The sequence below is a fragment of the Stenotrophomonas sp. CFBP8980 genome (assembly GCF_034046095.1).
In the GTDB taxonomy this organism is placed as follows: domain Bacteria; phylum Pseudomonadota; class Gammaproteobacteria; order Xanthomonadales; family Xanthomonadaceae; genus Stenotrophomonas; species Stenotrophomonas lacuserhaii.
The window spans coordinates 53,418-80,216 of record NZ_JAXCXF010000001.1 but is presented as its reverse complement, the minus strand read 5'-3'; the positions used below and the strand labels follow the sequence as shown (position 1 = coordinate 80,216).

General features: G+C 64.4%; 23 protein-coding genes and 3 tRNA genes. All 26 read left to right on the top strand.

What is annotated here, in order from left to right:
• The first annotated feature begins 33 nt into the window (after window positions 1–33).
• The 26 genes from tpiA (at window position 34) to pnp (ending at window position 26,770) form a co-directional block, all read left to right on the top strand.
• The gene (gene tpiA / locus SOM47_RS00380; protein ID WP_192083289.1) at window positions 34–789 is read left to right on the top strand and encodes a triose-phosphate isomerase; all 756 of its coding nucleotides are present in this window, start codon (window positions 34–36) and stop codon (window positions 787–789) included.
• Between the two features lie 28 nt (window positions 790–817).
• Entirely contained in the window at window positions 818–1,273 is a 456-nt protein-coding gene (secG, locus tag SOM47_RS00375) for a preprotein translocase subunit SecG (RefSeq protein ID WP_042614959.1), read from the top strand.
• Between the two features lie 51 nt (window positions 1,274–1,324).
• A tRNA-Leu gene (locus tag SOM47_RS00370) sits at window positions 1,325–1,409 on the top strand.
• Window positions 1,410–1,525: 116 nt separating this feature from the next.
• A complete protein-coding gene (locus SOM47_RS00365) occupies window positions 1,526–1,882 on the top strand; it encodes an NADH-quinone oxidoreductase subunit A (protein ID WP_042614960.1) in 357 nt (118 codons plus the stop codon).
• Window positions 1,873–2,427: a NuoB/complex I 20 kDa subunit family protein gene (locus SOM47_RS00360; RefSeq protein WP_042614961.1), complete on the top strand. Its 555-nt coding sequence runs from the start codon at window positions 1,873–1,875 to the stop codon at window positions 2,425–2,427. Before SOM47_RS00365 ends, SOM47_RS00360 begins: the two co-directional genes overlap by 10 nt.
• Before the next feature lie 33 nt (window positions 2,428–2,460).
• Complete coding sequence (locus SOM47_RS00355) at window positions 2,461–3,207, top strand: NADH-quinone oxidoreductase subunit C (RefSeq protein WP_320504457.1); 747 nt, start codon at window positions 2,461–2,463, stop codon at window positions 3,205–3,207.
• An 11-nt stretch (window positions 3,208–3,218) separates the two neighbouring features.
• On the top strand, window positions 3,219–4,526 hold the full coding sequence (locus tag SOM47_RS00350) for an NADH-quinone oxidoreductase subunit D (protein ID WP_042614973.1): 1,308 nt from the start codon (window positions 3,219–3,221) through the stop codon (window positions 4,524–4,526).
• 97 nt (window positions 4,527–4,623) lie between these two features.
• Complete coding sequence (gene nuoE / locus SOM47_RS00345) at window positions 4,624–5,151, top strand: NADH-quinone oxidoreductase subunit NuoE (RefSeq protein ID WP_042614963.1); 528 nt, start codon at window positions 4,624–4,626, stop codon at window positions 5,149–5,151.
• 3 nt (window positions 5,152–5,154) lie between these two features.
• Complete coding sequence (gene nuoF, locus SOM47_RS00340; RefSeq protein ID WP_042614964.1) at window positions 5,155–6,495, top strand: NADH-quinone oxidoreductase subunit NuoF; 1,341 nt, start codon at window positions 5,155–5,157, stop codon at window positions 6,493–6,495.
• Window positions 6,492–8,726, top strand: a complete 2,235-nt coding sequence (gene nuoG, locus SOM47_RS00335; protein WP_320504456.1) for an NADH-quinone oxidoreductase subunit NuoG — start codon at window positions 6,492–6,494, stop codon at window positions 8,724–8,726. Before nuoF ends, nuoG begins: the two co-directional genes overlap by 4 nt.
• On the top strand, window positions 8,723–9,817 hold the full coding sequence (gene nuoH, locus SOM47_RS00330; RefSeq protein WP_042614966.1) for an NADH-quinone oxidoreductase subunit NuoH: 1,095 nt from the start codon (window positions 8,723–8,725) through the stop codon (window positions 9,815–9,817). Before nuoG ends, nuoH begins: the two co-directional genes overlap by 4 nt.
• A 4-nt stretch (window positions 9,818–9,821) precedes the next feature.
• A complete protein-coding gene (gene nuoI / locus SOM47_RS00325) occupies window positions 9,822–10,310 on the top strand; it encodes an NADH-quinone oxidoreductase subunit NuoI (protein WP_042614967.1) in 489 nt (162 codons plus the stop codon).
• Between the two features lie 9 nt (window positions 10,311–10,319).
• Complete coding sequence (locus SOM47_RS00320; protein WP_182657186.1) at window positions 10,320–10,991, top strand: NADH-quinone oxidoreductase subunit J; 672 nt, start codon at window positions 10,320–10,322, stop codon at window positions 10,989–10,991.
• Window positions 10,988–11,293 carry an NADH-quinone oxidoreductase subunit NuoK gene (nuoK, locus tag SOM47_RS00315; protein WP_042614969.1) on the top strand — a complete coding sequence of 102 codons (306 nt, stop codon included), beginning with the start codon at window positions 10,988–10,990 and terminating at the stop codon, window positions 11,291–11,293. Before SOM47_RS00320 ends, nuoK begins: the two co-directional genes overlap by 4 nt.
• Window positions 11,294–11,300: 7 nt before the next feature.
• Complete coding sequence (gene nuoL / locus SOM47_RS00310; protein ID WP_320504455.1) at window positions 11,301–13,511, top strand: NADH-quinone oxidoreductase subunit L; 2,211 nt, start codon at window positions 11,301–11,303, stop codon at window positions 13,509–13,511.
• Between the two features lie 23 nt (window positions 13,512–13,534).
• Window positions 13,535–15,043, top strand: a complete 1,509-nt coding sequence (locus tag SOM47_RS00305) for an NADH-quinone oxidoreductase subunit M (protein WP_042614971.1) — start codon at window positions 13,535–13,537, stop codon at window positions 15,041–15,043.
• A gap of 36 nt (window positions 15,044–15,079) precedes the next feature.
• Window positions 15,080–16,540 carry an NADH-quinone oxidoreductase subunit NuoN gene (nuoN, locus tag SOM47_RS00300; RefSeq protein WP_192083292.1) on the top strand — a complete coding sequence of 487 codons (1,461 nt, stop codon included), beginning with the start codon at window positions 15,080–15,082 and terminating at the stop codon, window positions 16,538–16,540.
• Between the two features lie 122 nt (window positions 16,541–16,662).
• Window positions 16,663–16,739 (top strand) — tRNA-Met (locus SOM47_RS00295).
• Between the two features lie 621 nt (window positions 16,740–17,360).
• A tRNA-Met gene (locus SOM47_RS00290) sits at window positions 17,361–17,437 on the top strand.
• Window positions 17,438–17,769: 332 nt separating this feature from the next.
• Entirely contained in the window at window positions 17,770–18,354 is a 585-nt protein-coding gene (gene rimP, locus SOM47_RS00285) for a ribosome maturation factor RimP (protein WP_042613003.1), read from the top strand.
• A 4-nt stretch (window positions 18,355–18,358) separates the two neighbouring features.
• Window positions 18,359–19,870: a transcription termination factor NusA gene (gene nusA / locus SOM47_RS00280; protein ID WP_042613002.1), complete on the top strand. Its 1,512-nt coding sequence runs from the start codon at window positions 18,359–18,361 to the stop codon at window positions 19,868–19,870.
• A gap of 92 nt (window positions 19,871–19,962) precedes the next feature.
• A complete protein-coding gene (gene infB / locus SOM47_RS00275) occupies window positions 19,963–22,608 on the top strand; it encodes a translation initiation factor IF-2 (protein ID WP_042613001.1) in 2,646 nt (881 codons plus the stop codon).
• A gap of 89 nt (window positions 22,609–22,697) precedes the next feature.
• Complete coding sequence (gene rbfA / locus SOM47_RS00270) at window positions 22,698–23,081, top strand: 30S ribosome-binding factor RbfA (RefSeq protein ID WP_042613000.1); 384 nt, start codon at window positions 22,698–22,700, stop codon at window positions 23,079–23,081.
• A gap of 88 nt (window positions 23,082–23,169) precedes the next feature.
• On the top strand, window positions 23,170–24,078 hold the full coding sequence (gene truB / locus SOM47_RS00265; protein WP_192083293.1) for a tRNA pseudouridine(55) synthase TruB: 909 nt from the start codon (window positions 23,170–23,172) through the stop codon (window positions 24,076–24,078).
• Between the two features lie 171 nt (window positions 24,079–24,249).
• The gene (rpsO, locus tag SOM47_RS00260) at window positions 24,250–24,510 is read left to right on the top strand and encodes a 30S ribosomal protein S15 (protein WP_192083294.1); all 261 of its coding nucleotides are present in this window, start codon (window positions 24,250–24,252) and stop codon (window positions 24,508–24,510) included.
• A 151-nt stretch (window positions 24,511–24,661) separates the two neighbouring features.
• Entirely contained in the window at window positions 24,662–26,770 is a 2,109-nt protein-coding gene (gene pnp / locus SOM47_RS00255) for a polyribonucleotide nucleotidyltransferase (RefSeq protein ID WP_320504454.1), read from the top strand.
• Window positions 26,771–26,799 lie beyond the last annotated feature (29 nt).

The following is a 26,799-nucleotide window of genomic DNA, read 5'->3' as shown; positions in this document are numbered from 1 at the left end:
ATGTCCGGCTGATACGAAACGGAGCCACCGCCCATGCGCCGCAAGATCGTCGCCGGAAACTGGAAACTGCACGGAACCCGTGAGTTCGCCACCACCCTGGTCACCGACATCGCCAACGGGGCGCCGGAGCAGGGGGTCGAGCTGGTGATCCTGCCGCCGCTGCCGTACCTCGGCGAACTCGCCGATGATTTCGCCGATACCGCCGTTGCCTTTGGTGCCCAGGACGTCAGCAGCAACGAGAAGGGCGCCTACACCGGCGAAGTCTCGGCCAGCATGCTGCACGAAGTGGGCGCCCGTTACGGCCTGGTCGGGCATTCCGAACGCCGCCAGTACCATCACGAGAGCAGTGAGCTGGTCGCGCGCAAGTTCGCCGCCGCGCTGCACGCCGGCCTGGTGCCGGTGCTGTGCGTGGGCGAGACCCTGGAGCAGCGTGAAGCCGGCCAGACCGAGGTGGTGATCGCCAGCCAACTGGCCCCGGTGCTGGCGCTGGTGGGCGGGCAGGGCTTTGAAAACGCCGTGGTGGCCTACGAGCCGGTCTGGGCGATCGGCACCGGGCGCACCGCCAGCAAGGAGCAGGCCCAGCAGGTGCATGCCTTCATCCGTGGCGAAGTGGCCAAGGTGGATGCTAGAATCGCCGATTCCCTGACCATCCTTTACGGTGGCAGCGTGAAGCCTGACAATGCCGCCGAGCTGTTCGCACAGCCCGACGTCGATGGCGGGCTGGTGGGTGGCGCCTCGTTGGTGGCCGCCGATTTTCTGGCCATCGCCCAGGCGGCGGCTGCAACCTGATTAGAAGTAGTCCGAGGACGGATTCCAGATGCTGATGTTGATCCTCAATGTCGTTTACGTGCTGGTCGCAGTGGCCATGATCGCGCTGATCCTGATGCAGCGTGGTTCCGGTGCCGCCGCTGGCTCGGGCTTTGGTGCCGGCGCCTCGGGCACGGTGTTCGGCGCACGTGGTGCGTCCAACTTCATGTCCAAGTCCACCAAGTGGCTGGCCGTGGTGTTTTTTGGCATCAGCCTGTTCATGGCGTGGTATGCCGGCCATGGCAGCCGCCCGGCCGAGCAGCAGGGCCTCGGCCTGATGGCCGCGCCAGCCGCCAGCGTCCCGGCTGCACCGGCGGGTGAGCGTCCGGCCAGCGTGCCGGCGGCCGCTCCGGTCCCGGTGCAGCAGCCTGCCCAGCAGCCGGTTCCGGCCGCGACTGTGCCGGCTCAGGCGGAATCTTCAAATTCTGGCGAAGAAAAGCAGCCGGAAGGCTCCCAGAAAGACTGAAGACGGTTACAATACGCCGCGCACTGGATAGATAGTCCAGCGTGATCGTAAGCCCAGGTGGCGGAATTGGTAGACGCACTACCTTGAGGTGGTAGCGACTTAGGTCGTAGGGGTTCGAGTCCCCTCTTGGGCACCATTTAGTAAGTAAAGCGGGTACGTCCGGCGCGCTCTGCGCCGGGTAGCGTTGTCCCCGTCCACTCCCCCATGCCAAAGCGCCTGCAGGCGCGGCGGCAGAGGCAAGAGAGAATCGCTGTGCTGGCCGAATATTTGCCGTCTCTGCTGTTTCTGATCGTCGCTACCGGTATCGGCATCACGCTGATGCTGATTGGACGATTCCTCGGCCCACGCCGTCCCGATCTGCAGAAGCTCTCGCCGTACGAATGCGGCTTCGAGGCTTTTGAAGACGCACGCATGAAGTTCGACGTGCGTTATTACCTGATCGCGATCCAGTTCATCGTCTTCGATCTGGAAATCATCTTCATCGTGCCCTGGACCCAGGTCTTCATGGAGCTCGGCGCGCGTTCGCTGGTCACCATGGGCCTGTTCGTGGGCATGCTGTTCCTCGGCTTCATTTACGTCTGGAAGAAGGGAGCGCTGGAATGGGAGTGATCCAAACTCTCGACGGCCTGATGAACAACCCCACCCCGGAAGGGCGGGTTGACGACATCCTGCGACCGGCTGGCGATAACCCGCTGCTGGAAAAGGGCTATGTCACCACCAGTGTCGATGCCCTGTTGAACTGGGCCCGTACCGGTTCTATGTGGCCGATGACCTTCGGCCTGGCCTGCTGTGCCGTTGAAATGATGCATGCCGGTGCCGCGCGCCTGGACCTGGACCGTTACGGCGTGGTGTTCCGCCCGTCGCCGCGCCAGTCCGACGTGATGATCGTGGCCGGTACGCTGGTCAACAAGATGGCCCCGGCGCTGCGCAAGGTCTACGACCAGATGCCGGACCCGAAGTGGGTCATCTCGATGGGGAGCTGCGCCAACGGTGGCGGCTACTACCATTATTCCTATTCGGTTGTTCGCGGTTGCGATCGCGTGGTGCCGGTGGACATCTACGTCCCGGGCTGCCCGCCAACCGCCGAAGCGCTGGTGTACGGGATCCTGCAGCTGCAGAAGAAGATCTGGCGTACGCAGACCATCGCCCGCTGACCCTTCCACACTACAAGAGCGCGCCAAGCCCCCATGGCAGAGCAAGCATCCTTCATCGACCGACTTTCCGCCCGCTTCACCGGCGGCAAGGTCATCGTGGTCGAACCCCGCGGCGAAGTGACGCTGGAAGTGCCTGCCTCGGATTGGCACGCCACCGCGCTCGCGTTGCGTGACGAATTTGGTTTCGAGCAGGCCGTCGACCTGTGCGGCGTCGATTACCTCGGTTACGGTTCTGACGAATGGGACACCGCTGACGTGTCCTCGCAGGGCTTCAGCCGCGGCGTCGAGGGCAAGGGCGCCGGCCGTTTTGCCTGGGGTGAATTCCCCAGCGAAGAAGATGCCGGCGGCGCACAGCCGCAGCACATGCCGACCCAGCGCTTTGCCGTGGTCGCGCAGCTGCGTTCGTACCAGCACAACCTGATGCTGCACCTGCGCTGCTTCGCCCCGAACGAGGGGCTGCCGGTCGTGCGTTCGCTGACCGACGTGTGGCCGGGCCTGAACTGGTTCGAGCGCGAAGCGTTCGATCTGTTCGGCATGATCTTCGAAGGCCACCCGGACCTGCGCCGCATCCTGACCGACTACGGATTCGTCGGCCATCCGTTCCGCAAGGACTTCCCGCTGATCGGCAACGTCGAAGTGCGTTACGACGAAGAGAAGAAGCGCGTGGTCTATGAGCCGGTCACCTCGGTGGAGCCGCGCGTCGGCGTGCCGCGCGTGATCCGTGACGACGCCCGCCTGCAGACCGCAGCCGGCGAGCGTTCGCAGGAGGCAATGAAGTGAGTGCACAGGTGATCAAGCCGGTCGAACAGGCGCACGGCGCCTTCGCCAGCAATGCTGCCGAGAACCGGCAGGAAATCCGCAATTACACGATGAATTTCGGCCCGCAGCATCCGGCCGCGCACGGTGTGCTGCGCCTGATCCTGGAAATGGACGGCGAAACCATCATGCGTGCCGACCCGCACGTCGGCCTGCTGCACCGTGGCACCGAAAAGCTCGCCGAATCCAAGCCGTTCAACCAGTCCATCGGTTACATGGACCGCCTGGATTACGTGTCGATGATGTGCAACGAGCACGCTTACGTGCGTGCCATCGAGACCCTGATGGGGATCGAAGCGCCGGAGCGTGCGCAGTACATCCGTACCATGTTCGACGAAATCACCCGCATCCTGAACCACCTGATGTGGCTGGGTTCCAACGCGCTCGACCTGGGCGCGATGGCGGTGATGCTGTACGCCTTCCGTGAGCGCGAAGAGCTGATGGACTGCTACGAGGCCGTGTCCGGCGCCCGCATGCACGCGGCGTACTACCGTCCGGGCGGCGTCTACCGCGACCTGCCGGACCACATGCCGAAGTACAAGGAATCGCGCTGGCACAAGGGCAACGCCCTGAAGCAGCTGAACGCATCGCGCGAAGGCTCGCTGCTCGATTTCATCGAAAACTTCACCAACGAGTTCCCGGGCCGCGTCGACGAGTACGAAACCCTGCTCACCGACAACCGCATCTGGAAGCAGCGTACGGTCGGCATCGGCGTGGTCACCCCGGAACTGGCCCACCAGTGGGGCATGACCGGCGTGATGCTGCGTGGTTCGGGCGTTGCGTGGGACCTGCGCAAGAAGCGTCCGTACGCCAAGTACGATGCCGTCGATTTCGACATCCCGCTGGGCAAGGAAGGCGACTGCTACGACCGCTACCTGTGCCGCGTGGCTGAAATGCGCGAGTCCAACCGCATCATCAAGCAGTGCGTGGCGTGGCTGAAGGCCAACCCGGGTCCGGTGATCGTCAACAACTTCAAGGTCGCGCCGCCGTCCCGCGAGGCGATGAAGGACGACATGGAAGCGCTGATCCACCACTTCAAGCTGTTCAGTGAAGGCTACTGCGTGCCGGCCGGCGAAACCTATGCCGCCGTCGAAGCGCCGAAGGGTGAGTTTGGCTGCTACCTGATGTCCGACGGTGCCAACAAGCCGTTCCGCGTGCACCTGCGTGCGCCGGGCTTCGCCCACCTGTCCTCGATCGATTCGATAGTGCGCGGCCACATGCTGGCCGACGTGGTGGCGATGATCGGCACCTACGACCTGGTGTTCGGCGAGGTCGACCGGTGAATCCGGCTGACCTGACCCTCTTTCCTGCAGGCAGCCGGCGCAAGCCGGCGCCGCAGCATATGGAATTCCAAGACATGCATTTCGCTGAGGTCGGCCGATGAAGGCGACAGGTAATTTCGAGGCGGCGCGCGACGTCGATCCGATGGTGGTGCTGAGCGACAAGACCCGTGCTCACATCGATCACTGGCTGTCCAAGTTCCCGCCGGACCGCAAGCGCTCGGCCGTGCTGCAGGGGCTGCACGCTGCGCAGGAACAGAACGCCGGTTGGCTGACCGACGAGCTGATCGCCGGCGTGGCCAAGTACCTGGACCTGCCGCCGGTGTGGGCCTACGAGGTCGCCAGCTTCTACTCGATGTTCGAGCTGGAGAAGGTCGGCCGCCACAACGTGGCGTTCTGCACCAACATCAGCTGCTGGTTGAACGGTGCCGAAGACCTGGTCGCGCACGCCGAGAAGAAACTCGGTTGCCGCACCGGTCAGTCCACCGCTGACGGACGTATCTATCTCAAGCGCGAAGAAGAGTGCCTGGCCGGTTGTGCCGGTGCACCGATGATGGTCATCAACGGCCATTACCACGAGCGCCTGACCGTCGAGAAAGTCGACGAGCTGCTGGACGGGTTGGAGTAAGCCATGGCACATCATCACGCACCCAGTGGTCCGGTCGGTCCCGCACCGCTGCCGCACCAGGTGGTCTACACCACCCTGCATTACGACACTCCGTGGTCGTACGAAAGCTACCTCAAGACCGGTGGCTACGCCGCCCTGCGCAAGATCCTCGAAGAGAAGATCTCGCCGGAGCAGGTCATCGAGATGGTCAAGCAGTCCAACCTGCGCGGCCGTGGCGGCGCCGGTTTCCCGACCGGCCTGAAGTGGTCCTTCATGCCCAAGGGCACGATGCAGAAGTACATCCTGTGCAATTCGGATGAATCCGAGCCGGGTACCTGCAAGGATCGCGACATCCTGCGTTACAACCCGCATTCGGTGGTGGAAGGCATGGCGATCGCCTGCTACGCCACCGGCAGCACCGTGGGCTACAACTACCTGCGTGGCGAGTTCCACCACGAGCCGTTCGAGAACTTCGAGCAGGCCCTGGCCGACGCGTACGCGAACGGCTGGCTGGGCAAGGACATCCTCGGCAGCGGCGTGGACATCGACATCTACGGTGCGCTGGGCGCCGGCGCCTACATCTGCGGCGAAGAAACCGCGCTGATGGAATCGCTGGAGGGCAAGAAGGGCCAGCCGCGCTACAAGCCACCGTTCCCGGCGAACTTCGGCCTGTACGGCAAGCCCAGCACCATCAACAACACCGAGACCTATGCTTCGGTGCCGGCGATCATCCGAAACGGGCCGGAATGGTTCCAGGGCCTGTCGCTGACCAAGAACGGCGGGCCGAAGATCTTCTCGGTGTCCGGCTGCGTGCAGAAGGGGGGCAACTTCGAGGTGCCGCTGGGCACCACCTTCGACGAGCTGCTGGAAATGGCCGGAGGCCTGAAGCCGGGCCGCACGCTGAAGGGCGCGGTTCCGGGCGGCGTGTCGATGCCGGTGCTGAAGGCCGAAGAGCTGAAGGGCCTGCAGATGGACTACGACACCCTGCGTGCCCTCGGCACCGGGCTGGGGTCGGGCGCCATCGTGGTGCTGGACGACAGCGTGTGCTGCGTCAAGTTCGCCTGCCGCATCAGCCAGTTCTTCCACAAGGAATCCTGTGGCCAGTGCACCCCGTGCCGTGAAGGCACCGGCTGGATGCACCGGGTGCTGGAGCGCATCGTCGCCGGCAAGGCCACGATGGAAGACCTGCACCAGTTGAAGGCCGTGGCCGGCCAGATCGAAGGCCACACCATCTGTGCGTTCGGTGAAGCGGCGGCATGGCCCATCCAGGGTTTCCTGCGCCAGTTCTGGGACGAATTCGAGTATTACATCGTCAACGGTCATTCGATGGTTGACGGCAAGAAGGTGGAGGCTGCTGCCGCATGAGCGCGCAACCCGTAACGCCCAACGTGCCACCGGACCACGTCACCGTCGAAATCGACGGCCAGTCGCTGGTGGTGCCCAAGGGTTCGATGATCATCCAGGCCGCCGACAAGGCCGGCATCCCGATCCCGCGCTTCTGCTACCACGAGAAGCTGCCGATCGCCGCCAACTGCCGCATGTGCCTGGTGGACGTGGAGAAGTCGCCGAAGCCGGCGCCTGCCTGCGCCACGCCGGTGATGGATGGCATGAAGGTTGCCACCCGCAGCGAAAAAGCGCTGAAGTTCCAGCGTTCGGTGATGGAGTTCCTGCTCATCAACCATCCGCTGGACTGCCCGGTCTGCGACCAGGGCGGTGAGTGCGAGCTGCAGGACGTATCGCTGGGCTATGGCCGTTCGGTCAGCCGCTTCAACGAGCGCAAGCGCGTGGTGGTGGACGAGGACATGGGGCCGCTGGTGGCCACCGAAATGACCCGTTGCATCCAGTGCACCCGTTGCGTCCGCTTCACCGCCGACGTTGCAGGTACCTATGAACTGGGTGGCATGTACCGCGGTGAGAACCTGCAGATCGGTACCTACGACGGCAAGCCGTTGACCACCGAACTGTCCGGCAACGTGGTGGATGTGTGCCCGGTGGGCGCGCTGACCAACAAGGTGTTCCAGTTCCGCGCACGTCCGTGGGAACTGACCGCGCGCGAATCGCTGGGCTACCACGATGCGATGGGCTCGAACCTGTTCCTGCACGTGCGTCGCGGCGAAGTGCTGCGCACCGTGCCGCGCGACAACGAGCTGGTCAACGAATGCTGGCTGTCCGATCGTGACCGCTACTCGCACCAGGGCCTGTACAGCGAAGACCGTGCGGTCAAGCCGCTGCGCAAGATCAATGGCGAGTGGAAGGAAGTGAGCTGGGCCGAAGGCCTGGCTGCTGCCGCCGACATCCTGAAGGCCAACCAGGGCGACGCCCTGGGCGTGCTGGTACACCCGTCGACCTCGAACGAGGAGGGCGCGCTGCTGGCCCGCCTGGCATCAGGCCTGGGTTCGACCAACATCGACCACCGCATCAACAACCGCGACTTCTCCGACGCGTCCACCGCCGAAGTGTTCGGGCTGCCGCTGGCCGAAATCGAAGGCGCCGACCAGATCGTGGTGCTGGGCAGCAACATCCGCCATGAGCTTCCGCTGCTGCATGCCCGCCTGCGCAAGGCGCAGACCAGCAATGGCGCGAAGATCCACGTGGTCAACCCGGTCGATTTCGACTTCGCCTTCAGCATCGCCAGCAAGCAGATCGTCGCACCGTCGACCTTCGCCGGCGCACTGGAAAACGCTGACCTGCGTTCGGCGGTGCAGGGCGGTCGCAACACCGTGCTGATCGTCGGTGGCATCGCCGAAAACCACCCGCAGGCCGCCGCGATCCGCGCCGCTGCGCGTGATTTCGCTGCAGCAACCGGTGCCAAGCTGTGCCGTATTCCGCAGGGCGCCAATGCCATCGGCCTGACCCGCGCCGGCGTGCTGCCGGCCGGCAAGGATGTGGCGGGCATGCTGTCCCAGCCGCGCCAGGCCTACGTGGTCTATGGCCTGGAGCCGGGCCTGGATTTCGCCGACGCCCCCGCCGCCCGCAAGGCGCTGGCCGGTGCCCAGGTGGTGGCCTTCAGCCAGTTCGCCTGCGCCTCGACCCGCGACGTCGCCGACGTGATCCTGCCGATCGGCGCACTGCCGGAAATCGACGCCACGCTGACCAATCTCGATGGTCGCTCGCAGTCGGCACGCGCCGGCGGCAAGCTGCCGGGTGAGGCCCGCGAGGGCTGGCGCGTGCTGCGCGCCCTGGGTGGCGAAATGGCACTGGCCGGTTTCGAGTTCATCGACCTGGCCGGCCTGCGCGCCAGCCTGGCGCCGGTGAGCGTGACCGTCGCCGCTTCGTCGGCCGCTCCCGTGGCCAGCGAAGGCCTGGAAGTGGCTTCGACCGCGGCGATCTACCGCAGCGACGCGGTCGTCCGTCGCGCACCGGCGCTGCAGTCGCATCCGCTCAACACCGCCCCGCGCATCGTGCTCAATGCCACCGATGCCGCCCGCCTGCAGCTGCAGGAAGGCCAGATGGCCAAGGTCGGCACCGATGCCGGCCGCGCCACGCTGCCGGTGGTGGTCGACGCCCGCGTCGCCGTGGGTTCGGTCTGGATTGAATCGGGCCACGGTGCAACCGCACCGCTGGGTGCCGCACGCGTAACGGTGGTGGCTGCATGAACGAATTGCTGTTGAACGCAGTGGACCCGCTGCACCAGTGGCTGCTTGGCCTTGGTGAGATCGGCGCCCTGCTGTGGATCATCCTGAAGATCCTGGTGATCACCATGCCGGTGATCATCTCGGTGGCCTTCTACGTGGTCTGGGAACGCAAGCTGATCGGCTGGATGCACGTCCGCCACGGCCCGATGTACGTGGGCATGGGCATCTTCCAGGCCTTCGCCGACGTCTTCAAGCTGCTGTTCAAGGAAGTGCTGCAGCCGGCCAACGCCCACAAGGTGTTGTTCCTGCTGGCGCCGTTGATCACCCTGGCACCGGCCTTCGCGGCCTGGTCGGTGGTGCCCTTCGATGCGCAGCTGGTGCTGTCCAATGCCAACGCCGGCCTGCTGTACCTGCTGGCGATGACCTCGCTGGGCGTGTACGGCATCATCCTGGCCGGTTGGGCATCCAATTCGAAGTACGCGTTCCTGGGTGCAATGCGCGCCTCGGCGCAGATGATCAGCTACGAGATCGCCATGGGCTTTGCCCTGGTCGGCGTGATGATCGCTTCGGGCAGCCTGAACCTGACCGGCATCGTGATGGCGCAGGCCGGCAACTCCGGCTTCCTGGACTGGTTCCTGCTGCCGCTGTTCCCGCTGTTCGTCGTGTACTGGGTGTCCGGCGTGGCCGAAACCAACCGCGCGCCGTTCGACGTGGTGGAAGGCGAATCGGAAATCGTCGCCGGCCACATGGTGGAATACTCCGGCGGTGCCTTCGCGCTGTTCTTCCTGGCCGAATACGCGAACATGATCCTGATCAGCTTCCTGATCGCGATCTTCTTCCTCGGTGGCTGGTTGAGCCCGATCCAGGGCTGGGTGAATCCGGGTGCGATCTCGCCGTTCATCGACTGGATCTGGACCGGTGGCTGGCCGTGGCTGTTCATCAAGGTGTTCTTCTTCGCCAGCGCCTACATCTGGTTCCGTGCCAGCTTCCCGCGTTTCCGCTATGACCAGATCATGCGGCTGGGCTGGAAGGTCTTCATCCCGCTGACCATTTTCTGGATCGCGGTCACCGCCTTGATGGTGTTCTTCGGCGTGATTCAAAAGGGTGTCTAACGTAATGAACAGGATTACCCATTACTTCAAGAGCCTGCTGCTGCTGGAGCTGTTGGCCGGTCTGTGGCTGACGCTGAAGTACAGCTTCAAGCCGAAGTACACCATGATGTACCCGATGGAGAAGTTCCCGCAGTCCCCGCGCTTCCGCGGCCTGCACGCCCTGCGCCGTTATCCCAACGGTGAAGAGCGCTGCATCGCCTGCAAGCTGTGCGAAGCGGTCTGCCCGGCACTGGCCATCACCATCGATTCGGCCAAGCGCGAGGACGGCACCCGCCGCACCACGCGTTACGACATCGATCTGTTCAAGTGCATCTTCTGTGGCTTCTGCGAAGAAAGCTGCCCGGTGGACTCGATCGTGGAGACCCACATCCTCGAGTACCACTTCGAGAATCGTGGCGAAAACATCGTTACCAAGCCGCAGCTGCTGGCCCTGGGTGATCGGCTTGAAACCGAAATCGCCGAGCGCCGTGCCGCCGATGCCGCTTACCGCTGAGGTCGAGACATGGATTGGGTAAATATCGCTTTCTGGGTTTTCGCCATCGCAGCCGGTGTCTCGGCCGCGGCGGTGATCAGTGCGCGCAGCCCGGTCAACGCCGTGCTCTGCCTGGTGCTGACCTTCTTCTCCGTGGCCTGCATCTGGATCCTGGTCGGCGCTGAGTTCCTCGGCGTGGCCCTGGTGCTGGTGTATGTCGGCGCGGTGATGGTGCTGTTCCTGTTCGTGGTGATGATGCTGGACATCGACACCGACAACCTGCGCGAAGGCTGGGTACGTTACCTGCCGGTCGGGCTGGTGGTCGCGGTGGTGATGCTGGTGCAGATCGTCACCCTGATCGGCGTGCGGGGCAGGGCGGTCAACCCGTTCCCGGCCGACAACGCCGCTGCGCTGGCCGCTGACACGTCCAACATCACCTGGCTGGCGCGCAGCCTGTTCACCGAATACCTGCTGCCGTTCGAGTTCGCTGCGGTCATCCTGACCGTCGCGGTGGTCGCCGCCGTGATGCTGACCCTGCGCCATCGCACCGGCATCAAGACGCAGAACCCGGGCGAGCAGACCATGGTCAAGTCGCGTGACCGCCTCACCGTGGTCAAGATGGACGTCGACCAGCCGTTCGTGCACAGCAACACCAAGGCCGCCGTCGATATGCCGGCCGCTGGCGAGGAGACCAAGCCATGATCACGTTGGGCCATATCCTGGCGCTGGGTGCGGTGCTGTTCTGCATCAGCCTGGCCGGCATCTTCCTCAACCGGAAGAACGTCATCGTCCTGCTGATGTCCATCGAACTGATGCTGCTGTCGGTGAACATCAATTTCGTCGGGTTCTCGCGCGAACTGGGTGACACGGCCGGCCAGCTGTTCGTGTTCTTCATCCTCACCGTCGCAGCCGCCGAGGCCGCCATCGGCCTGGCAATCCTGGTGACCCTGTTCCGTACACGTCGAACGATCAATGTCGGCGAAGTCGATTCGTTGAAGGGCTGATTAACAGATGGAAATCACACTCGCCAAGAGTCTGTTGATCGCAGTGGTGCTTGCACCGCTGTTCGGCAGCATCATCGCCGGCCTGTTCGGTCGTCAGGTCGGGCGCCTCGGCGCGCAGACCATCACCATCCTCGGCGTGGCGGTCAGCTGCGCCCTGTCGATGTACGTGTTCTACCAGCTGTTGTGGGGCGGCGCGCAGCCGTTCAACGAGAACCTGTACACCTTCTTCGAAGTCGGCCAGTACTCGGCGCATGTCGGTTTCATGGTCGACAAGCTCACCGCCATGATGATGGTGGTGGTGACCTTCGTGTCGCTGCTGGTGCACATCTACACCATCGGCTACATGGAAGAAGACCCGGGTTACCAGCGCTTCTTCAGCTACATCTCGTTGTTCACCTTCTCCATGCTGACGCTGGTGATGAGCAACAACTTCCTGCAGCTGTTCTTCGGCTGGGAAGCGGTGGGCCTGGTGTCCTACCTGCTGATCGGTTTCTGGTTCAAGCGCCCGACTGCGATCTTCGCCAACATGAAGGCCTTCCTGGTCAACCGTGTCGGTGACTTCGGCTTCCTGCTCGGCATCGGCGGCGTGTTGTGGGTGTTCGGTACCCTCGACTACGCCACCGTGTTCGCCAAGATCATGGATCCGGAACTGGCCAACGGGGCCATCCAGGTGTGGTCCGGTTCGATCGACCTGTTCGGCCTGCACACCATCCAGGTACTGGAACAGCCGGTTGTCTGGGCCAGCGCCACGGTGATCTGCATCTGCCTGTTCATCGGTGCGATGGGCAAGTCCGCCCAGGTGCCGCTGCACGTCTGGCTGCCTGACTCGATGGAAGGCCCGACCCCGATCTCGGCGCTGATCCACGCCGCGACCATGGTCACCGCCGGCATCTTCATGGTCACCCGCATGTCGCCGCTGTTCGAGCTGTCGCCGACCGCACTGAACTTCGTGCTGTTCATCGGTGCCACCACTGCGTTCTTCACCGGCCTGATCGGCATCGTGCAGAACGACATCAAGCGCGTCGTCGCGTACTCCACGCTCTCCCAGCTGGGCTACATGACCGTGGCGCTGGGCGTCTCGGCGTACTCGGCCGCGGTGTTCCACCTGATGACCCACGCCTTCTTCAAGGCGCTGCTGTTCCTCGGTGCGGGTTCGGTGATCATCGCCATGCACCACGAGCAGGACATGCGCAGGATGGGCGGCCTGCGCAAGTACATGCCGATCACCTTCATCACCATGTGGATCGGTACGCTGGCCCTGGTCGGCACGCCGTTCTTCTCCGGCTTCTACTCGAAGGACACCATCATCGAGGCGGCCGAGATCCACGCGCACATGTCCAGCAGCTGGGTCGCGACCTATGCCTACTGGGCGGTGCTGGGCGGTGTGCTGGTGACCAGCTTCTACAGCTTCCGCCTGTTGTTCCTGACCTTCCATGGCAAGGAACGCTTCCGCGACGTGGCCCACGACGACCACGGCCATGGCCACGCTGCGCATGCGCACGATGACCATGCCCATGCCGTCGACGCACATGCAGCCGATGCGCATGCCGACCACGGTCATGACGACCATGGTCACGGCCATGGCCCGCATGAGCCGCACGAGACCCCGTGGGTGGTGACGCTGCCGCTGATCCTGCTGGCGATCCCCTCCATCATCATCGGCTTCTTCAGCATCGGCCCGATGTTGCATGGCACCGACTGGGCCGGACACCACGCCCATGAAGGCATCAAGGGCCAGGCCACCAACTTCTTCACCGGCATCGTGGACTTCTACGACCCGGCCAAGAACACCGTGGGCTTCCTCGGCGAGCACTTCCATGGTCCGGTGGCGTTCGCGCTGCATGGCATGACCGCCTGGCCGTTCTTCCTGACCGTGGCAGGCTTCCTGCTCGCCGTGATCTTCTACCTGTGGAAGCCGGACCTGTCGGGCCGGGCGCGCAGGACCTTCGCGCCGATCGTGTCGGTGCTGGAAAACAAGTACGGCATGGACACGCTGTGGATCGACGGCTTTGCCGGCGGCAGCGTCAAGCTGGGCAGGGTGGCACGCTGGCTCGACACGAACATCGTCGACGGCACCGTCAACCTGGTCGCACGTGGGGCGGACGTGGCAGCCAATGTGCTGCGTCGTACCCAATCCGGTTTCCTCTATCACTACGCCTTCGCGATGATCATCGGCCTGATTGCCCTCCTGGGCCTGCTGATGCATTACCTGCGTTGATGACCTGTACGGAATAAGAAAACGTGTCGAACTGGCCCCTACTTAGTGTCCTCATCTGGCTGCCGATCATCGGTGGCGCCCTGGTCCTTGCCATCCGTGATGCGCAGACCGCCCGCTGGGCGTCGCTGGGTGTCGCGCTGCTGACCTTCGCCCTGAGCATCCCGCTGCTCACCGGTTACGACCCGGGCATCGACGCGCTGCAGTTCGTCGAAACCCGCGCCTGGATCCCGGCCTACGACATCGGCTACAACCTGGGCGTGGACGGCATCGCCATCGCGCTGATCGCGCTGACCACGCTGGTCAGCGTTCTCGCGCTGATCGGCGCCTGGAGTGCCATCGACAAGCGCGTGAACCAGTACGTGGCGGCCTTCCTCATCCTGGAAGGCGTCACCGTCGGCATCTTCGCTGCCACCGACGCGATGCTGTTCTACGTGTTCTTCGAAGCGATGCTGATCCCGATGTTCCTGATCATCGGTGTCTGGGGCGGCCCGCGCCGCATCTACGCCGCGCTGAAGTTCTTCCTTTACACCTTCCTCGGCTCGGTGCTGATGCTGGTGGCCCTGGTCTACCTGTACCTGAAGGGCGGCAGCTTCCAGCTGGCCGACCTGTATGCGCTGCAGCTGACCGCCACCGAGCAGACCTGGATATTCTTCGCTTTCCTGATCGCCTTCGCGGTCAAGGTGCCGATGTTCCCGGTGCACACCTGGCTGCCGGACGCCCACGTGGAAGCCCCGACCGCCGGTTCGGTGATCCTGGCCGCCATCGCACTGAAGATCGGTGGCTACGGCTTCCTGCGCTTCAACCTGCCGATCGTCCCGGACGCCTCGATGGAATGGGCGTGGCTGGTGATCGCGCTGTCGCTGATCGCAGTGATCTACGTCGGCCTGGTCGCCCTGGTGCAGGACGACATGAAGAAGCTGATCGCCTATTCCTCGATCGCGCACATGGGCTTCGTCACCCTGGGTACGTTCATCGCCCTGTGGCTGGTGCGGGAAGCCGGCAATGCCGACGCCGCCCGCCTGGGCCTGCAGGGTGCGATGGTGCAGATGATCTCGCACGGCTTCGTGTCCGGTGCGATGTTCTCCTGCGTGGGCGTGCTGTATGACCGCATGCACAGCCGCCGCATCGCCGATTACGGCGGCGTGGTCAACGTGATGCCGTGGTTCGCCACCTTCGCGATGCTGTTCTTCATGGCCAATGCCGGCCTGCCGGGTACCTCCGGTTTCGCAGGCGAGTTCATGGTCATCATGGCGGCCTTCCAGCGTAATCCGTGGATCGCACTGGGCGCTGCCACCACCCTGATCATCGGCGCCGCCTACACGCTGTGGCTGTACAAGCGCATCTTCTTCGGTGAGGTGGCCAACGCCCACGTCGCCGAACTGAAGGACATCAACGGCCGCGAGTGGCTGGTGCTGGGCGTGTTCGCCATTGGCGTACTGGCCCTGGGCATCTACCCCAAGCCGCTGACCGACCTGATGGAGCCGTCGATCGCCAAGCTGGCGATGCAGATTGCTTCCAGCAAATTGCTCTGATCGGCCTGCCGAGCGAACTGATTCCAGGATTTGATAATGACCACCTCGCCGTTGCTGCCACTGACCGCTGCTGACCTGCCCCCGCTCGCTCCCGAGCTGGTGCTGGTCGCGAGCGCCTTCGCCCTGATGATCCTCGATCTGTTCATCAGCAAGCAGAACAAGCTGATCACCCATCTGTTCTCGCTCGCCGCATTGGCGGTGGTGCTGGTCATGCTGGCCACCGGCACGGGCGGGCAGGGGGAGGTCTTCCACGGCATGTTCGTGCGTGACACCGCTGCCGACGTGATGAAGGTGGTGATCGTGCTGTGCAGCGGGCTGAGCCTGGTGTACGGCTGGAGCTACCTGCGCGAGCGCGACCTGTTCCAGGGCGAGATTCCGGTGCTGGTGCTGTTCGCCACCGCCGGCATGATGATCCTGGTCTCCGCCGGCAGCCTGCTGATGGTCTATCTGGGCCTGGAACTGCTGGCGCTGTGCTCCTACGCGCTGGTCGCCAGCAACCGTGACAACGGCCTGGCCTCGGAAGCAGCGATGAAGTACATCGTGCTCGGTTCGCTGGCCTCCGGCCTGCTGCTGTACGGCATGTCGCTGATCTACGGCGCTACCGGTTCGCTGCACCTGGACGCCATCAACGCGGCCATCCCGCAGTCGGACGAGCGCATGCTGCTGCTGACCGGCGCGGTGTTCATGATTGCCGGCGTGGCCTTCAAGCTGGGTGCGGCGCCGTTCCACATGTGGCTGCCCGACGTCTACCAGGGTGCCCCGGCGCCGGTCGCGCTGTTCATCAGCTCGGCCCCGAAGCTGGCTGCGTTCGGCATGGCCTACCGCCTGCTGGAAGTCGGCGTGGGTCCGCTGTCGGATGAGTGGAAGCTCCTGATCGGTGGCCTGGCGGCGCTGTCGCTGGTGATCGGCAACCTGATGGCGATCGCCCAGCACAACCTGAAGCGCATGCTGGCCTTCTCCACCGTGTCGCACATCGGCTTCCTGCTGATGGGCATCGCCGGGGGTGGTTCGCAGGGCTATGCCGCCGCGCTGTTCTATGCGGTGAGCTACGCGATCATGTCGACCGCCGGCTTCGGCGCGATCATCGCGATGTCGCGCAACGGCTTCGAAGCCGAGAACATCAACGACTACAAGGGCCTGAACGCCCGCAACCCGTGGATGGCCGCGCTGATCCTGTGCATCATGGCCTCGATGGCGGGCATCCCCCCGTTCCTGGGCTTCTGGACGAAGCTGGCCGTGCTGGGCGCGGCGGTCAACGGCGGCATGCTGTGGCTGGCGCTGCTGGGTGTGATCTGCGCGGTGATCGGTGCGTTCTACTACCTGCGCGTGATCAAGGTCATGTACTTCGATGAGCCGGTGGGCGAGCCGCTGCCGCGCAACAACGACCGCGTGCTGGGCGTGGTGCTGGGCGTGAACGCGCTGGCGCTGCTGGCCCTGGGTCTGGCCTGGAACCCCATCATGGTGTGGTGCCAGCAGGCATTTGCACATATTTCATGAAAAACGATACAAAGCTGCGCAATTAGTGTAATATTCGTTTCCTGAGTTGTGACTGCAGCGGTTCTGCCAGAACATCGTTGCAAGACGCCTCCCTCGCGGGGCAGCAATTCGACCACTTCTGATGCGGGGTGGAGCAGTCTGGCAGCTCGTCGGGCTCATAACCCGAAGGTCGCAGGTTCAAATCCTGCCCCCGCTACCAAGACGAACAAGCGACTCCGGAAACGGGGTCGCTTTTTTCGTTATGGGGATTGGATGCGCTGGCCGCGCAGGCAGAAGCCAGACAACGGCAACGGCAACGGCAACGGCGAAAGCTGCAGGGCTGCTGGTTGGGCGGGACGGGGTGGGTTGGCGGGAACCGCCGTGAATACGTCCGTGTAGGCTCGCCATCCGCATCCATGCGGATGAGCGTTCCCGCCAACCCACCCCGTCCCACCTCCGACAGGTCCCTGGGGGCCCGGGTAGCGCCGACCCATGGTCGGCGGATGGTTTCCGCCAACGGCCCGCTGCGCTCGCCGACCATGGGTCGGCGCTACCGCTTTTTTCTTTTTTCATACGCGGCGGGCGGCCACGGAACCTGTCAGGGGCCGGGCGGTGGGGCTGGGCGGGGGCGTTGAACGCCATGGATGGCGCGAAACGAGGCCCGCATGGATGCAGCTTTTGCCGTCCCCCGGCCAGCCCCATTACCCGGCCCCAAGCATGTAGCCTGCTGTAAGCCACCAGCCGCGGGGGGGGTCTCACCCGTTCGACCAACCAACCCGACAACGGAAAAGTGGAGCAGGGTTGCGCAGCGCAGCAGAATGCTGCATAATTCCGCTTCTGGTGCGGGGTGGAGCAGTCTGGCAGCTCGTCGGGCTCATAACCCGAAGGTCGCAGGTTCAAATCCTGCCCCCGCTACCAACTAGGCATCAGACGAGAGCGATTCCGGAAACGGGGTCGCTTTTCTCGTTTCAGGGGCTTCAAAGGCGCGCGCAGCTTGCACCAACCCGGTGCAAGGTCTATCATCAGCGGGCTGGCGGTATATCTGATGGTTGGCTCTGCATGGAGCGCGATCATCCCGCCACCGGCTTCGACCAGAAGCTGGGCTTCGCAGGGGATCGCGTCAGCGCGCCCTGCGGCCGGAATCCAATGACCGGATTTCACCGGACAAAGGGCCCAGTGGGCCCTTTTGCATTTCCGGAACGGGCCCGCCGCGGTCCGGATCTCTTCCACATTCAACAACAAGGCAGGCTGTGAGCGACAAGGCAACCGAAATCGCGAATCTGCTCGGCCCCACCGTCGATGCGCTGGGCCTGGAACTGCTGGGCGTCGAGTATCTGCCCGCACCCGGCGGCGCTACGCTGCGTCTGTACATCGACGTGCTGATCGCCGAGCAGGACGAGCGCACCATCAACGTCGAGGACTGCGAGCGCGTCAGTCGCGAAGTGTCCGCGCAGATGGACGTCGAAGACCCGATCAGCGGCAATTACACGCTGGAAGTGTCTTCGCCGGGCGTGGACCGCCCGCTGTTCAACCTGGCGCAGTTCGGCCAGCACCTGGGGCAGAACGCCAAGGTGCAGCTGAAGCTGCCGCAGGACAACCGTCGCCGCCTGCAGGGCCGGATCGATTCGGTCGATGCCGAGCAGGGCACGATCAGCTTCACCGTCGACAAAACCACCCTGGTGGTGTCGGCCGACAACATCGACAAGGCACGCATCATGCCCGACTGGGTGGCGCTGGGGCTGGCCCCGAGCAAGCCGACCGGTCCGGCCAAGCGTCCGAAGCCGACCAAAAATCCATCCAACGAGCCTGCGGCCAAGAAGCCGCGCGCGGAGTGAGCCAATGAGCAAGGAACTTCTGCTGGTAGTTGACGCGGTCGCCAATGAAAAAGGCGTGCCGCGTGAAGTGATCTTCGACGCGATCGAGGCCGCCCTGGCTTCGGCGGCGAAGAAGCGCTACCCCGACGAGGAAGTGCTGGCGCGCGTGGTCATCGACCACAAGGACGGCACCTACCAGACCTTCCGCCGCTGGGAAGTGGTGGCAGACGACGTGGTCATGGAGTCCCCGGACCGCCAGATCCGCCTGATGGACGCCATCGACGAAGCCGAAGGCGTCGACGTTGGTGACTACGTCGAAGAACAGATCGAAAACCCGGACTTCGGTCGCATCGCCGCCCAGGCCGCCAAGCAGGTCATCGTGCAGCGTGTGCGCGAAGCCGAGCGGCAGCAGGTCGTCGATGCCTGGAAGGATCGCGTCGGCGAGCTGATCACCGGTGTGGTCAAGCGCGCCGAGCGCGGCAACATCTTCGTCGACCTGGGCGGCAACGCCGAGGGCTTCATTCCGAAGGACAAGGGCATTCCGCGCGACGTGCTGCGTGCCGGTGACCGCGTGCGCGGCTACCTGGCTGAAGTGCGCTCCGAACCGCGTGGCCCGCAGCTGTTCATCAGCCGCGCCGCGCCGGAGTTCATGATCGAGCTGTTCAAGCTGGAAGTGCCGGAAGTCGGCCAGGGCCTGGTGGAAATCATGGCCTGCGCCCGCGATCCGGGCGACCGCGCCAAGATCGCCGTGCTGGCCCACGATACCCGTACCGATCCGATCGGTGCGTGCATCGGCATGCGCGGTTCGCGCGTGCAGGCGGTGTCCAACGAGCTCAATGGTGAGCGCGTGGACATCGTGCTGTGGAACGAAAACCCGGCCAACTTCGTCATCAATGCGATGGCGCCGGCCGAAGTGCAGTCGATCATCGTCGATGAAGACAAGCACTCGATGGACCTGGCTGTCGCCGAAGACCGCCTGGCCCAGGCGATCGGCAAGGGCGGGCAGAACGTGCGCCTGGCCAGCCGCCTGACCGGTTGGCAGTTGAACGTGATGACCCAGGACCAGGTCACCGCAAAGTCCGAAGCCGAGCAGACCTCGGCCCGCCAGCTGTTCATGGACAAGCTGGAAGTGGACGAGGAAATCGCTGGCATCCTGGTCAGCGAGGGCTTCGGTACCGTGGAAGAAATCGCTTATGTACCCGTCGGCGAACTGCTGGCGGTGGAAGGCTTCGACGAGGACATCGTCGAAGAACTGCGCGCACGTGCCCGTGACGCGCTGCTCAACGAGGCGCTGGCCGTTGAAGAAGGCCTGGAAGACGGCGTTCCTGCCGACGACCTGCTCGCCCTGGAAGGCATGGACGAGGTTACCGCCTACGCCCTGGCCAGCCATGGCGTGCGCACCGGTGAGGACCTGTCGGACCTGGCTGCCGACGAGGTGGTTGAATTCGGCATCGAGGGGCTGGACCAGGAGCGCGCCGCGGCGCTGATCCTGTCTGCCCGCGCCGAGGAGATCGCCCGACTGGAACGCGGCGAATGAGCCGGCAATGAACAGGGCCCTGAGCCGATCAGGGCGTAGAATCCGCGCTACCTCCACAAACGGGGGGGCGCCCTCAAGATCATAGGATCCGAATGTCGCAGCAAACCACCATCCGCAAGCTTGCCGAACTGGTCAATACACCGGTTGAAAAACTGCTGGAACAGCTGGCGGGTGCCGGCATGAAGTTCAGCGGTCCCGAACAGGTCGTGACCAGCACCGAGAAGGTGAAGCTCCTGGGCTTCCTTCGTCGTGCCCACGGCAAGCCCGAGCAGGCCGTCGAAGAGGCCACCGAGGCTTCCAAGAAGATCACCCTGAACCGCCGCAAGCACCAGGAAGTGACGGTGAACGCGGGTCGCAGCAAGACCACCGTGAACGTGGAAGTGCGCCAGAAGCGCACCTACGACAAGGCGGCCGCGCGCATGACCCCGGATGAGGAGCGCGCCGACATCCTGCGCAAGCTGGAGGAATCCCGCCAGCGCAATCTTGATGAACAGGCAGCGCTGGCGGAGAAGGACCGCCTGCGTGATGAAGCCATCGTGCGCAAGCGCGAGGAAGAAGTTGCCGCCAAGGAACGGGCTGAAGCCGAGAAGAAGGCTGCTGAAGAAGCCGCCATCGCCGCCAAGGCCGCCGAAGCCGCTGCCGCCAGCCGTCCGGCTGCTGCGCGTCCGGCCGATGCCGCCCCGGCCGCCCCGCGTGCGGCACGTCCGCCGGCCGGTGGCCCGTCCGCGCCGCCGCGTGGCGCTGCACCGCCGCGTTCGGACGACCGCAACAACCGCGGTCCGGCACGTACCGATCGCCCCGGTGGCGATCGTTTCGCCGGCCAGATGCATCTGTCCGCCGCCGACCGTGCGCGCCGTGGCAACAGCAACAACAACAACAACCGTGGCCGTCCGGGCAGCCGTCCGCAGCCGGGTCGTCGCGACATGCGCGGCAGCCAGAACAGTGGTCCGCACGCCTTCGAGCGGCCGACGGCGCCGGTCGTGCGTGAAGTGGCGATCGGCGACAGCATCACCGTCGCCGACCTGGCGCAGAAGCTGGCCCTGAAGGGCGGCGAAGTGGTCAAGGCCCTGTTCAAGATGGGCGTCATGGCGACCATCACCATGAGCATCGACCACGACACCGCGGCACTGGTGACCGAAGAGCTCGGCCACGTCGTGGTCCGCGCTGGCAATGACGACGTCGAAGAGGCGCTGCTGGCCGCTACCGGTGAAGAGCGCGGCGAAGCCGTATCGCGTCCGCCGGTGGTCACCATCATGGGCCACGTCGACCACGGCAAGACCTCGCTGCTGGATTACATCCGCCGCACCAAGGTCGCCACCGGCGAAGCGGGTGGCATCACCCAGCACATCGGTGCGTACCACGTGGAAACGCCGAAGGGCGTGATCAGCTTCCTGGATACCCCGGGCCATGCTGCCTTCACCTCGATGCGTGCCCGCGGCGCCAAGCTGACCGATATCGTGGTGCTGGTGGTGGCTGCCGATGACGGCGTCATGCCGCAGACCAAGGAAGCGATCCAGCACGCGCGTTCGGCGAACGTGCCGCTGATCGTGGCGATCAACAAGATCGACAAGTCTGGCGCCGACCCGATGCGGGTGAAGAACGAACTGCTCACCGAGCAGGTCGTCTCCGAAGACTTCGGTGGTGACATCCAGATGGTGGAGATCTCGGCCAAGGCCGGTCTGGGCATCGACGACCTGCTGGAAGCCATTTCCGTGCAGGCCGAACTGCTGGAACTGAAGGCCGTGGCCGACGGCCGCGCCAGCGGCGTGGTCATCGAATCCTCGCTGGACAAGGGCCGTGGCCCGGTCGCGACGGTGCTGGTGCAGCAGGGTTCGCTGAAGAAGGGCGACTACCTGGTGTGCGGCATCCAGTACGGCCGCGTGCGTGCCCTGTTCGACGAAACCGGCAAGCAGCCTGACCAGGCCGGTCCGTCGATCCCGGTGCAGGTGCTGGGTCTGTCCGGCGTGCCGGAAGCGGGCGATGATTTCGTGGTGGTCGAAGACGAGCGTCTGGCCAAGGACGTGGCGCAGCAGCGCGAAACCAAGCGCCGTGAATCGCGCCTGGTGCAGTCCGCCGGCAGCCGCATGGAAGACATCATGGCCACGCTCGGCAAGGGCGAGGGCCAGCAGGTGCTCAACCTGGTCATCAAGGCCGACGTGCAGGGTTCGGTGCAGGCACTCAGCCAGGCGCTGGTGGGTCTGTCCAACGACGACATCCGCATCAACGTGATCCACTCCGGCGTGGGCGGCATCACCGAATCGGACGCCAACTCGGCGGTGGCTTCGAAGGCTACCGTGATCGGCTTCAACGTGCGTGCGGATGCTTCGGCCCGTCGCATCATTGAATCCAACGGCGTCGACCTGCGTTACTTCTCGATCATCTATGACGTGATCGACCAGGTGAAGCAGGTGGCTTCCGGTCTGCTGGGTGTGGAGATCCGCGAAGAGATCATCGGTATCGCCGATGTGCGCGACGTCTTCCGCAGCTCGAAGTTCGGCGCTGTCGCCGGCTGCATGATCGTGGAAGGCATCGTAAAGCGGAACAAGCCGATCCGCGTGCTCCGCGACAGTGTCGTGGTGTTCGAGGGCGAGCTGGAATCGCTGCGTCGCTTCAAGGAAAACGTCGACGAAGTCCGCAATGGTACCGAGTGCGGTATCGGCGTGAAGGCGTACAACGACGTCAAGCCGGGTGACCAGATCGAGTGCTTCGAGCGTATCGAAGTGCCGCGCACCCTGTAATGCTGCAAGGGACCGGGCCGAAAGGCCCGGTCCTGCTTCAAGGCATCACCGTTCACCGTGTCACCCCCCAAATAAAAGAGCCCTGCCGCGTGCCCAAGACTTTCCATCGAACCGACCGTGTTTCCGCCCAGATCCGCCGCGAACTTGGCACCCTGGTGCATAACGCCGTGCGCGAACACGGGCTGCCCTCGGTCAGCGTGTCCGATGTGGAAATCACCCGCGACATGTCCCATGCCAAGATCTTCGTGACCGCGCTTATGGCCGAGCGCTCCGAAGAAGCGATGAAGGGCCTGAAGGAACTGGCCTGGCACCTGCGCATGGAACTGGCGCGTGCGATGAAGCTGCGCCACGTGCCCGAGCTGCATTTCCATTACGACGATTCGGTCGATCGCGGTGAGCGCATCGACAACCTGCTGCGTGAACTGCCCGACACCGTCGCGGCGGAGAAGAAGCGCGAAGGCAACGAAGAGTAAGGATCCGCTGGCGCCGGATGAAGCCCGGCGATTGCCTGCATCACGGATCCTGCCCGCCGGGGACTGCTCGGCGCTACGATGAATATCCATGACACGTATCCAATTCCGTCGCCTGGACGGCATCCTGCTGCTCGACAAGTCCAGCGGCATGAGTTCCAACGCGGCCCTGCAGGTCGCCCGGCGCCTGTTCCGTGCCGAGAAGGGCGGCCACACCGGTAGCCTGGACCCGCTGGCCACCGGCCTGCTGCCGCTGTGCTTCGGCGAGGCCACCAAGATCGCCGGGCTGCTGCTCGGCTCGGCCAAGGCCTACGACGCGGAAGTCGTGCTCGGCCAGACCACCGATACCGATGATGCCGAAGGCCAGGTGCTGCTGCAGCGTCCGGTGCCGGAGATCAGTGCCGATGCCCTTCAGGCCGCGCTTGCGGCGCTGACCGGCCACATCCGTCAGCGCGCCCCGATCTATTCCGCGCTCAAGCAGGGTGGGGAGCCGCTGTATGTGAAGGCCCGCCGTGGCGATGCCATCGAGGCGCCCGAGCGGGATGTCGAAGTGCGCTCCATCGAGGTGCTGGAGCAGCAGCCGGACCGCCTGCGGCTGCGCGTCACCTGCGGCTCGGGCACCTATATCCGCAGCATCGCCCGCGACCTCGGTGAGGCGCTGGGGTGCGGGGCGCACATCAGTGCACTGCGCCGCTTGTGGGTGGAGCCGTTCGCCGAACCGGCGATGGTCACCCTCGAGCAGCTGCGCAGCATGGCCGATTCCGGTGATGAAACCGGCATGGACGCCCTGTTGTTGCCGCTTTCGGCCGGGCTGGTGGATTACCCCCGGGTTGACCTGGATGCACAGCAGGCGGTCCGCTTCTGCCTGGGGCAGCGCCAGCGCGATACCCGCTGGCCGCAAGGGCTGGTGGTGGTTTACGGCGCCGACGGCGGCGCCTGTGGCTTGGGGCAGGTCGATGAAACCGGCCTGCTGGCGTCCCAGCGGCGCTTCAATCCGTGACATCCCCCGGGGCCATTCAGCCCCGGACCTTGTTCCGGGAGGGCGCTCCCGTTACAATTTTGCGGCCCTTTCACGGGCACCCTGCGTCCTGCAGGATCATCATCAGCCTACGGCGAGCCAAGCGGTGCGTGAACACGTTCCTGCTGGCCCCGCATCAGAAGAGAAAAGAAAATGTCGATCGACACCCAGAAGGTTATTGAAGACAACAAGCGCAGCGCCTCCGACACCGGTTCCCCGGAAGTCCAGGTCGCCCTGCTGACCGCCCGCATCGAACTGCTGACCGGCCACTTCAAGACCCACAAGAAGGATCACCACAGCCGTCGTGGCCTGCTGCAGATGGTCAACCGCCGCCGCAGCCTGCTCGACTACCTGAAGAAGAAAGACGTGACCCGTTACAAGGGTCTGATCGAAAAGCTTGGCCTGCGTCGCTAAGCAACGAATCCTCCGCGGCGCAGCGATGCGCCGCGGTTTTGTTTTGTAGCACCGTAATACCCATCGCATTCAGACCGGAACGACCGGTCACCCGCAGGCGGCACGGGTCGCCGACGGTCCATTCGCAGACAGCATCCCAAGGACACCCTCCGTGGCAAAAATCACCAAAACCTTCCAGTACGGCAAACACACCGTCACGCTTGAGACCGGCGAAATCGCCCGCCAGGCCGGCGGTGCCGTCATCGTCAAGTTCGACGATACCGTGCTGCTGGTCTCCGCCGTTGCCGCAAAGAGCGCGCGTGAGGGCCAGGACTTCTTCCCCCTGACCTGTGACTATCAGGAGAAGTTCTACGCCGGTGGCCGTATCCCGGGTGGCTTCTTCAAGCGTGAAGGCCGTGCGACCGAGAAAGAGACGCTGATTTCGCGCCTGATCGATCGTCCGATCCGTCCGCTGTTCCCCGAAGACTACAAGAACGAAGTGCAGATCATCGCCACGGTGATGTCGCTGAACCCGGACATCGACGGCGACATCGCCGCGCTGATCGGTGCCTCGGCCGCGCTGTCGCTGGCCGGCACCCCGTTCAAGGGGCCGATCGCCGCTGCCAAGGTCGGTTACAAGAACGGTGAGTACATCCTCAACCCGACCGTGACCGAACTGAAGGATTCGGAGCTGGAACTGGTTGTCGCCGGTACCGCCAATGCCGTGCTGATGGTCGAATCCGAAGCCGCCCTGCTGTCCGAAGAGGTGATGCTGGGCGCCGTGACCTTCGGTCACCGCGAGATGCAGAAGGTCATCAACGCGATCAACGAGCTGACCGTGGAAGCCGGCACCAAGCCGTCGACCTGGGTCGCCCCGGCCAAGAACGACGTGCTGATCAGCGCCCTGCAGGAAGCCATCGGCCCGCGCCTGGGCGAAGCCTTCCAGGTGCGCGACAAGCTGCAGCGCCGTGACGCCATTTCGGCGATCAAGAAGGACGTGGTCGAGTCGCTGGCTGGCCGCGTGGCCGCTGAAGGCTGGAACCCGGCTGAGCTGTCGAAGGAATTCGGCGAGCTGGAATACAGCACCATGCGCAACTCGGTGCTGGACACCAAGGTCCGCATCGACGGCCGTGCGCTGGACACCGTCCGCCCGATCGCCGTGAAGACCGGCATCCTGCCGCGTACCCATGGCTCCTCGCTGTTCACCCGCGGTGAAACGCAGGCCATCGTGACCATTACGCTGGGCACCGCCCGCGACGGTCAGGTGATCGACGCGGTGTCTGGTGAGTACAAGGACAACTTCCTGTTCCATTACAACTTCCCCCCGTACTCGGTGGGTGAGACCGGCCGCATGATGGGCCCGAAGCGTCGCGAAATCGGCCACGGCCGCCTCGCCAAGCGCGGCGTCCTCGCCGTGATGCCGTCGCTGGAAGCCTTCCCGTACACCATCCGCGTGGTCTCGGAAATCACCGAATCCAACGGCTCCTCGTCGATGGCCTCGGTGTGCGGCTCCTCGCTGGCCCTGATGGACGCCGGCGTGCCGGTCAAGTCGCCGGTGGCCGGTATCGCCATGGGTCTGGTCAAGGAAGGCGAGCGCTTCGTCGTCCTGTCCGACATCCTGGGTGACGAAGATCACCTGGGCGACATGGACTTCAAGGTGGCCGGTACCGCTGAGGGCATCTCCGCCCTGCAGATGGACATCAAGATCGAAGGCATCACCGAAGAGATCATGAAGCAGGCACTGCAGCAGGCCAAGGCCGGCCGTCTGCACATCCTGGGCGAGATGGCCCACGGCCTGACCGCGCCGCGCCAGGAGCTGTCGGACTACGCGCCGCGCCTGCTGACCATCAAGATCCACCCGGACAAGATCCGCGAAGTGATCGGCAAGGGCGGTTCCACCATCCAGGCCATCACCAAGGAAACCGGCACCCAGATCGACATCCAGGATGACGGCACCATCATCATCGCTTCGGTCAATGCCATCGCTGCGCAGGCTGCAAAGGCCCGCATCGAGCAGATCACCTCGGACGTCGAGCCGGGTCGCATCTACGAAGGCAAGGTCGCCAAGATCATGGACTTCGGTGCCTTCGTCACCATCCTGCCGGGCAAGGATGGCCTGGTGCACGTGTCGCAGATCTCCAGCGACCGCGTCGAGAAGGTCGGCGACGTGCTGAAGGAAGGCGATGTGGTCAAGGTCAAGGTGCTGGAAGTCGACAAGCAGGGCCGTATCCGCCTGTCGATGAAGGCCGTCGAAGAAGGCGAGGGTGTGTCTGCCGAGTAATCGGTGGTGGGTGACGACCGTTGGTCGTC

What these genes read in the sequence shown, in the direction of transcription:
- tpiA (WP_192083289.1), top strand. Translation starts at nt 34, where the DNA reads ATGCGCCGCAAGATCGTCGCCGGAAACTGGAAACTGCACGGAACCCGT.
- secG (WP_042614959.1), top strand. Translation starts at nt 818, where the DNA reads ATGCTGATGTTGATCCTCAATGTCGTTTACGTGCTGGTCGCAGTGGCC.
- SOM47_RS00360 (WP_042614961.1), top strand. Translation starts at nt 1,873, where the DNA reads ATGGGAGTGATCCAAACTCTCGACGGCCTGATGAACAACCCCACCCCG.
- SOM47_RS00355 (WP_320504457.1), top strand. Translation starts at nt 2,461, where the DNA reads ATGGCAGAGCAAGCATCCTTCATCGACCGACTTTCCGCCCGCTTCACC.
- nuoE (WP_042614963.1), top strand. Translation starts at nt 4,624, where the DNA reads ATGAAGGCGACAGGTAATTTCGAGGCGGCGCGCGACGTCGATCCGATG.
- nuoF (WP_042614964.1), top strand. Translation starts at nt 5,155, where the DNA reads ATGGCACATCATCACGCACCCAGTGGTCCGGTCGGTCCCGCACCGCTG.
- nuoG (WP_320504456.1), top strand. Translation starts at nt 6,492, where the DNA reads ATGAGCGCGCAACCCGTAACGCCCAACGTGCCACCGGACCACGTCACC.
- nuoH (WP_042614966.1), top strand. Translation starts at nt 8,723, where the DNA reads ATGAACGAATTGCTGTTGAACGCAGTGGACCCGCTGCACCAGTGGCTG.
- nuoI (WP_042614967.1), top strand. Translation starts at nt 9,822, where the DNA reads ATGAACAGGATTACCCATTACTTCAAGAGCCTGCTGCTGCTGGAGCTG.
- SOM47_RS00320 (WP_182657186.1), top strand. Translation starts at nt 10,320, where the DNA reads ATGGATTGGGTAAATATCGCTTTCTGGGTTTTCGCCATCGCAGCCGGT.
- nuoK (WP_042614969.1), top strand. Translation starts at nt 10,988, where the DNA reads ATGATCACGTTGGGCCATATCCTGGCGCTGGGTGCGGTGCTGTTCTGC.
- nuoL (WP_320504455.1), top strand. Translation starts at nt 11,301, where the DNA reads ATGGAAATCACACTCGCCAAGAGTCTGTTGATCGCAGTGGTGCTTGCA.
- nuoN (WP_192083292.1), top strand. Translation starts at nt 15,080, where the DNA reads ATGACCACCTCGCCGTTGCTGCCACTGACCGCTGCTGACCTGCCCCCG.
- nusA (WP_042613002.1), top strand. Translation starts at nt 18,359, where the DNA reads ATGAGCAAGGAACTTCTGCTGGTAGTTGACGCGGTCGCCAATGAAAAA.
- infB (WP_042613001.1), top strand. Translation starts at nt 19,963, where the DNA reads ATGTCGCAGCAAACCACCATCCGCAAGCTTGCCGAACTGGTCAATACA.
- truB (WP_192083293.1), top strand. Translation starts at nt 23,170, where the DNA reads ATGACACGTATCCAATTCCGTCGCCTGGACGGCATCCTGCTGCTCGAC.
- rpsO (WP_192083294.1), top strand. Translation starts at nt 24,250, where the DNA reads ATGTCGATCGACACCCAGAAGGTTATTGAAGACAACAAGCGCAGCGCC.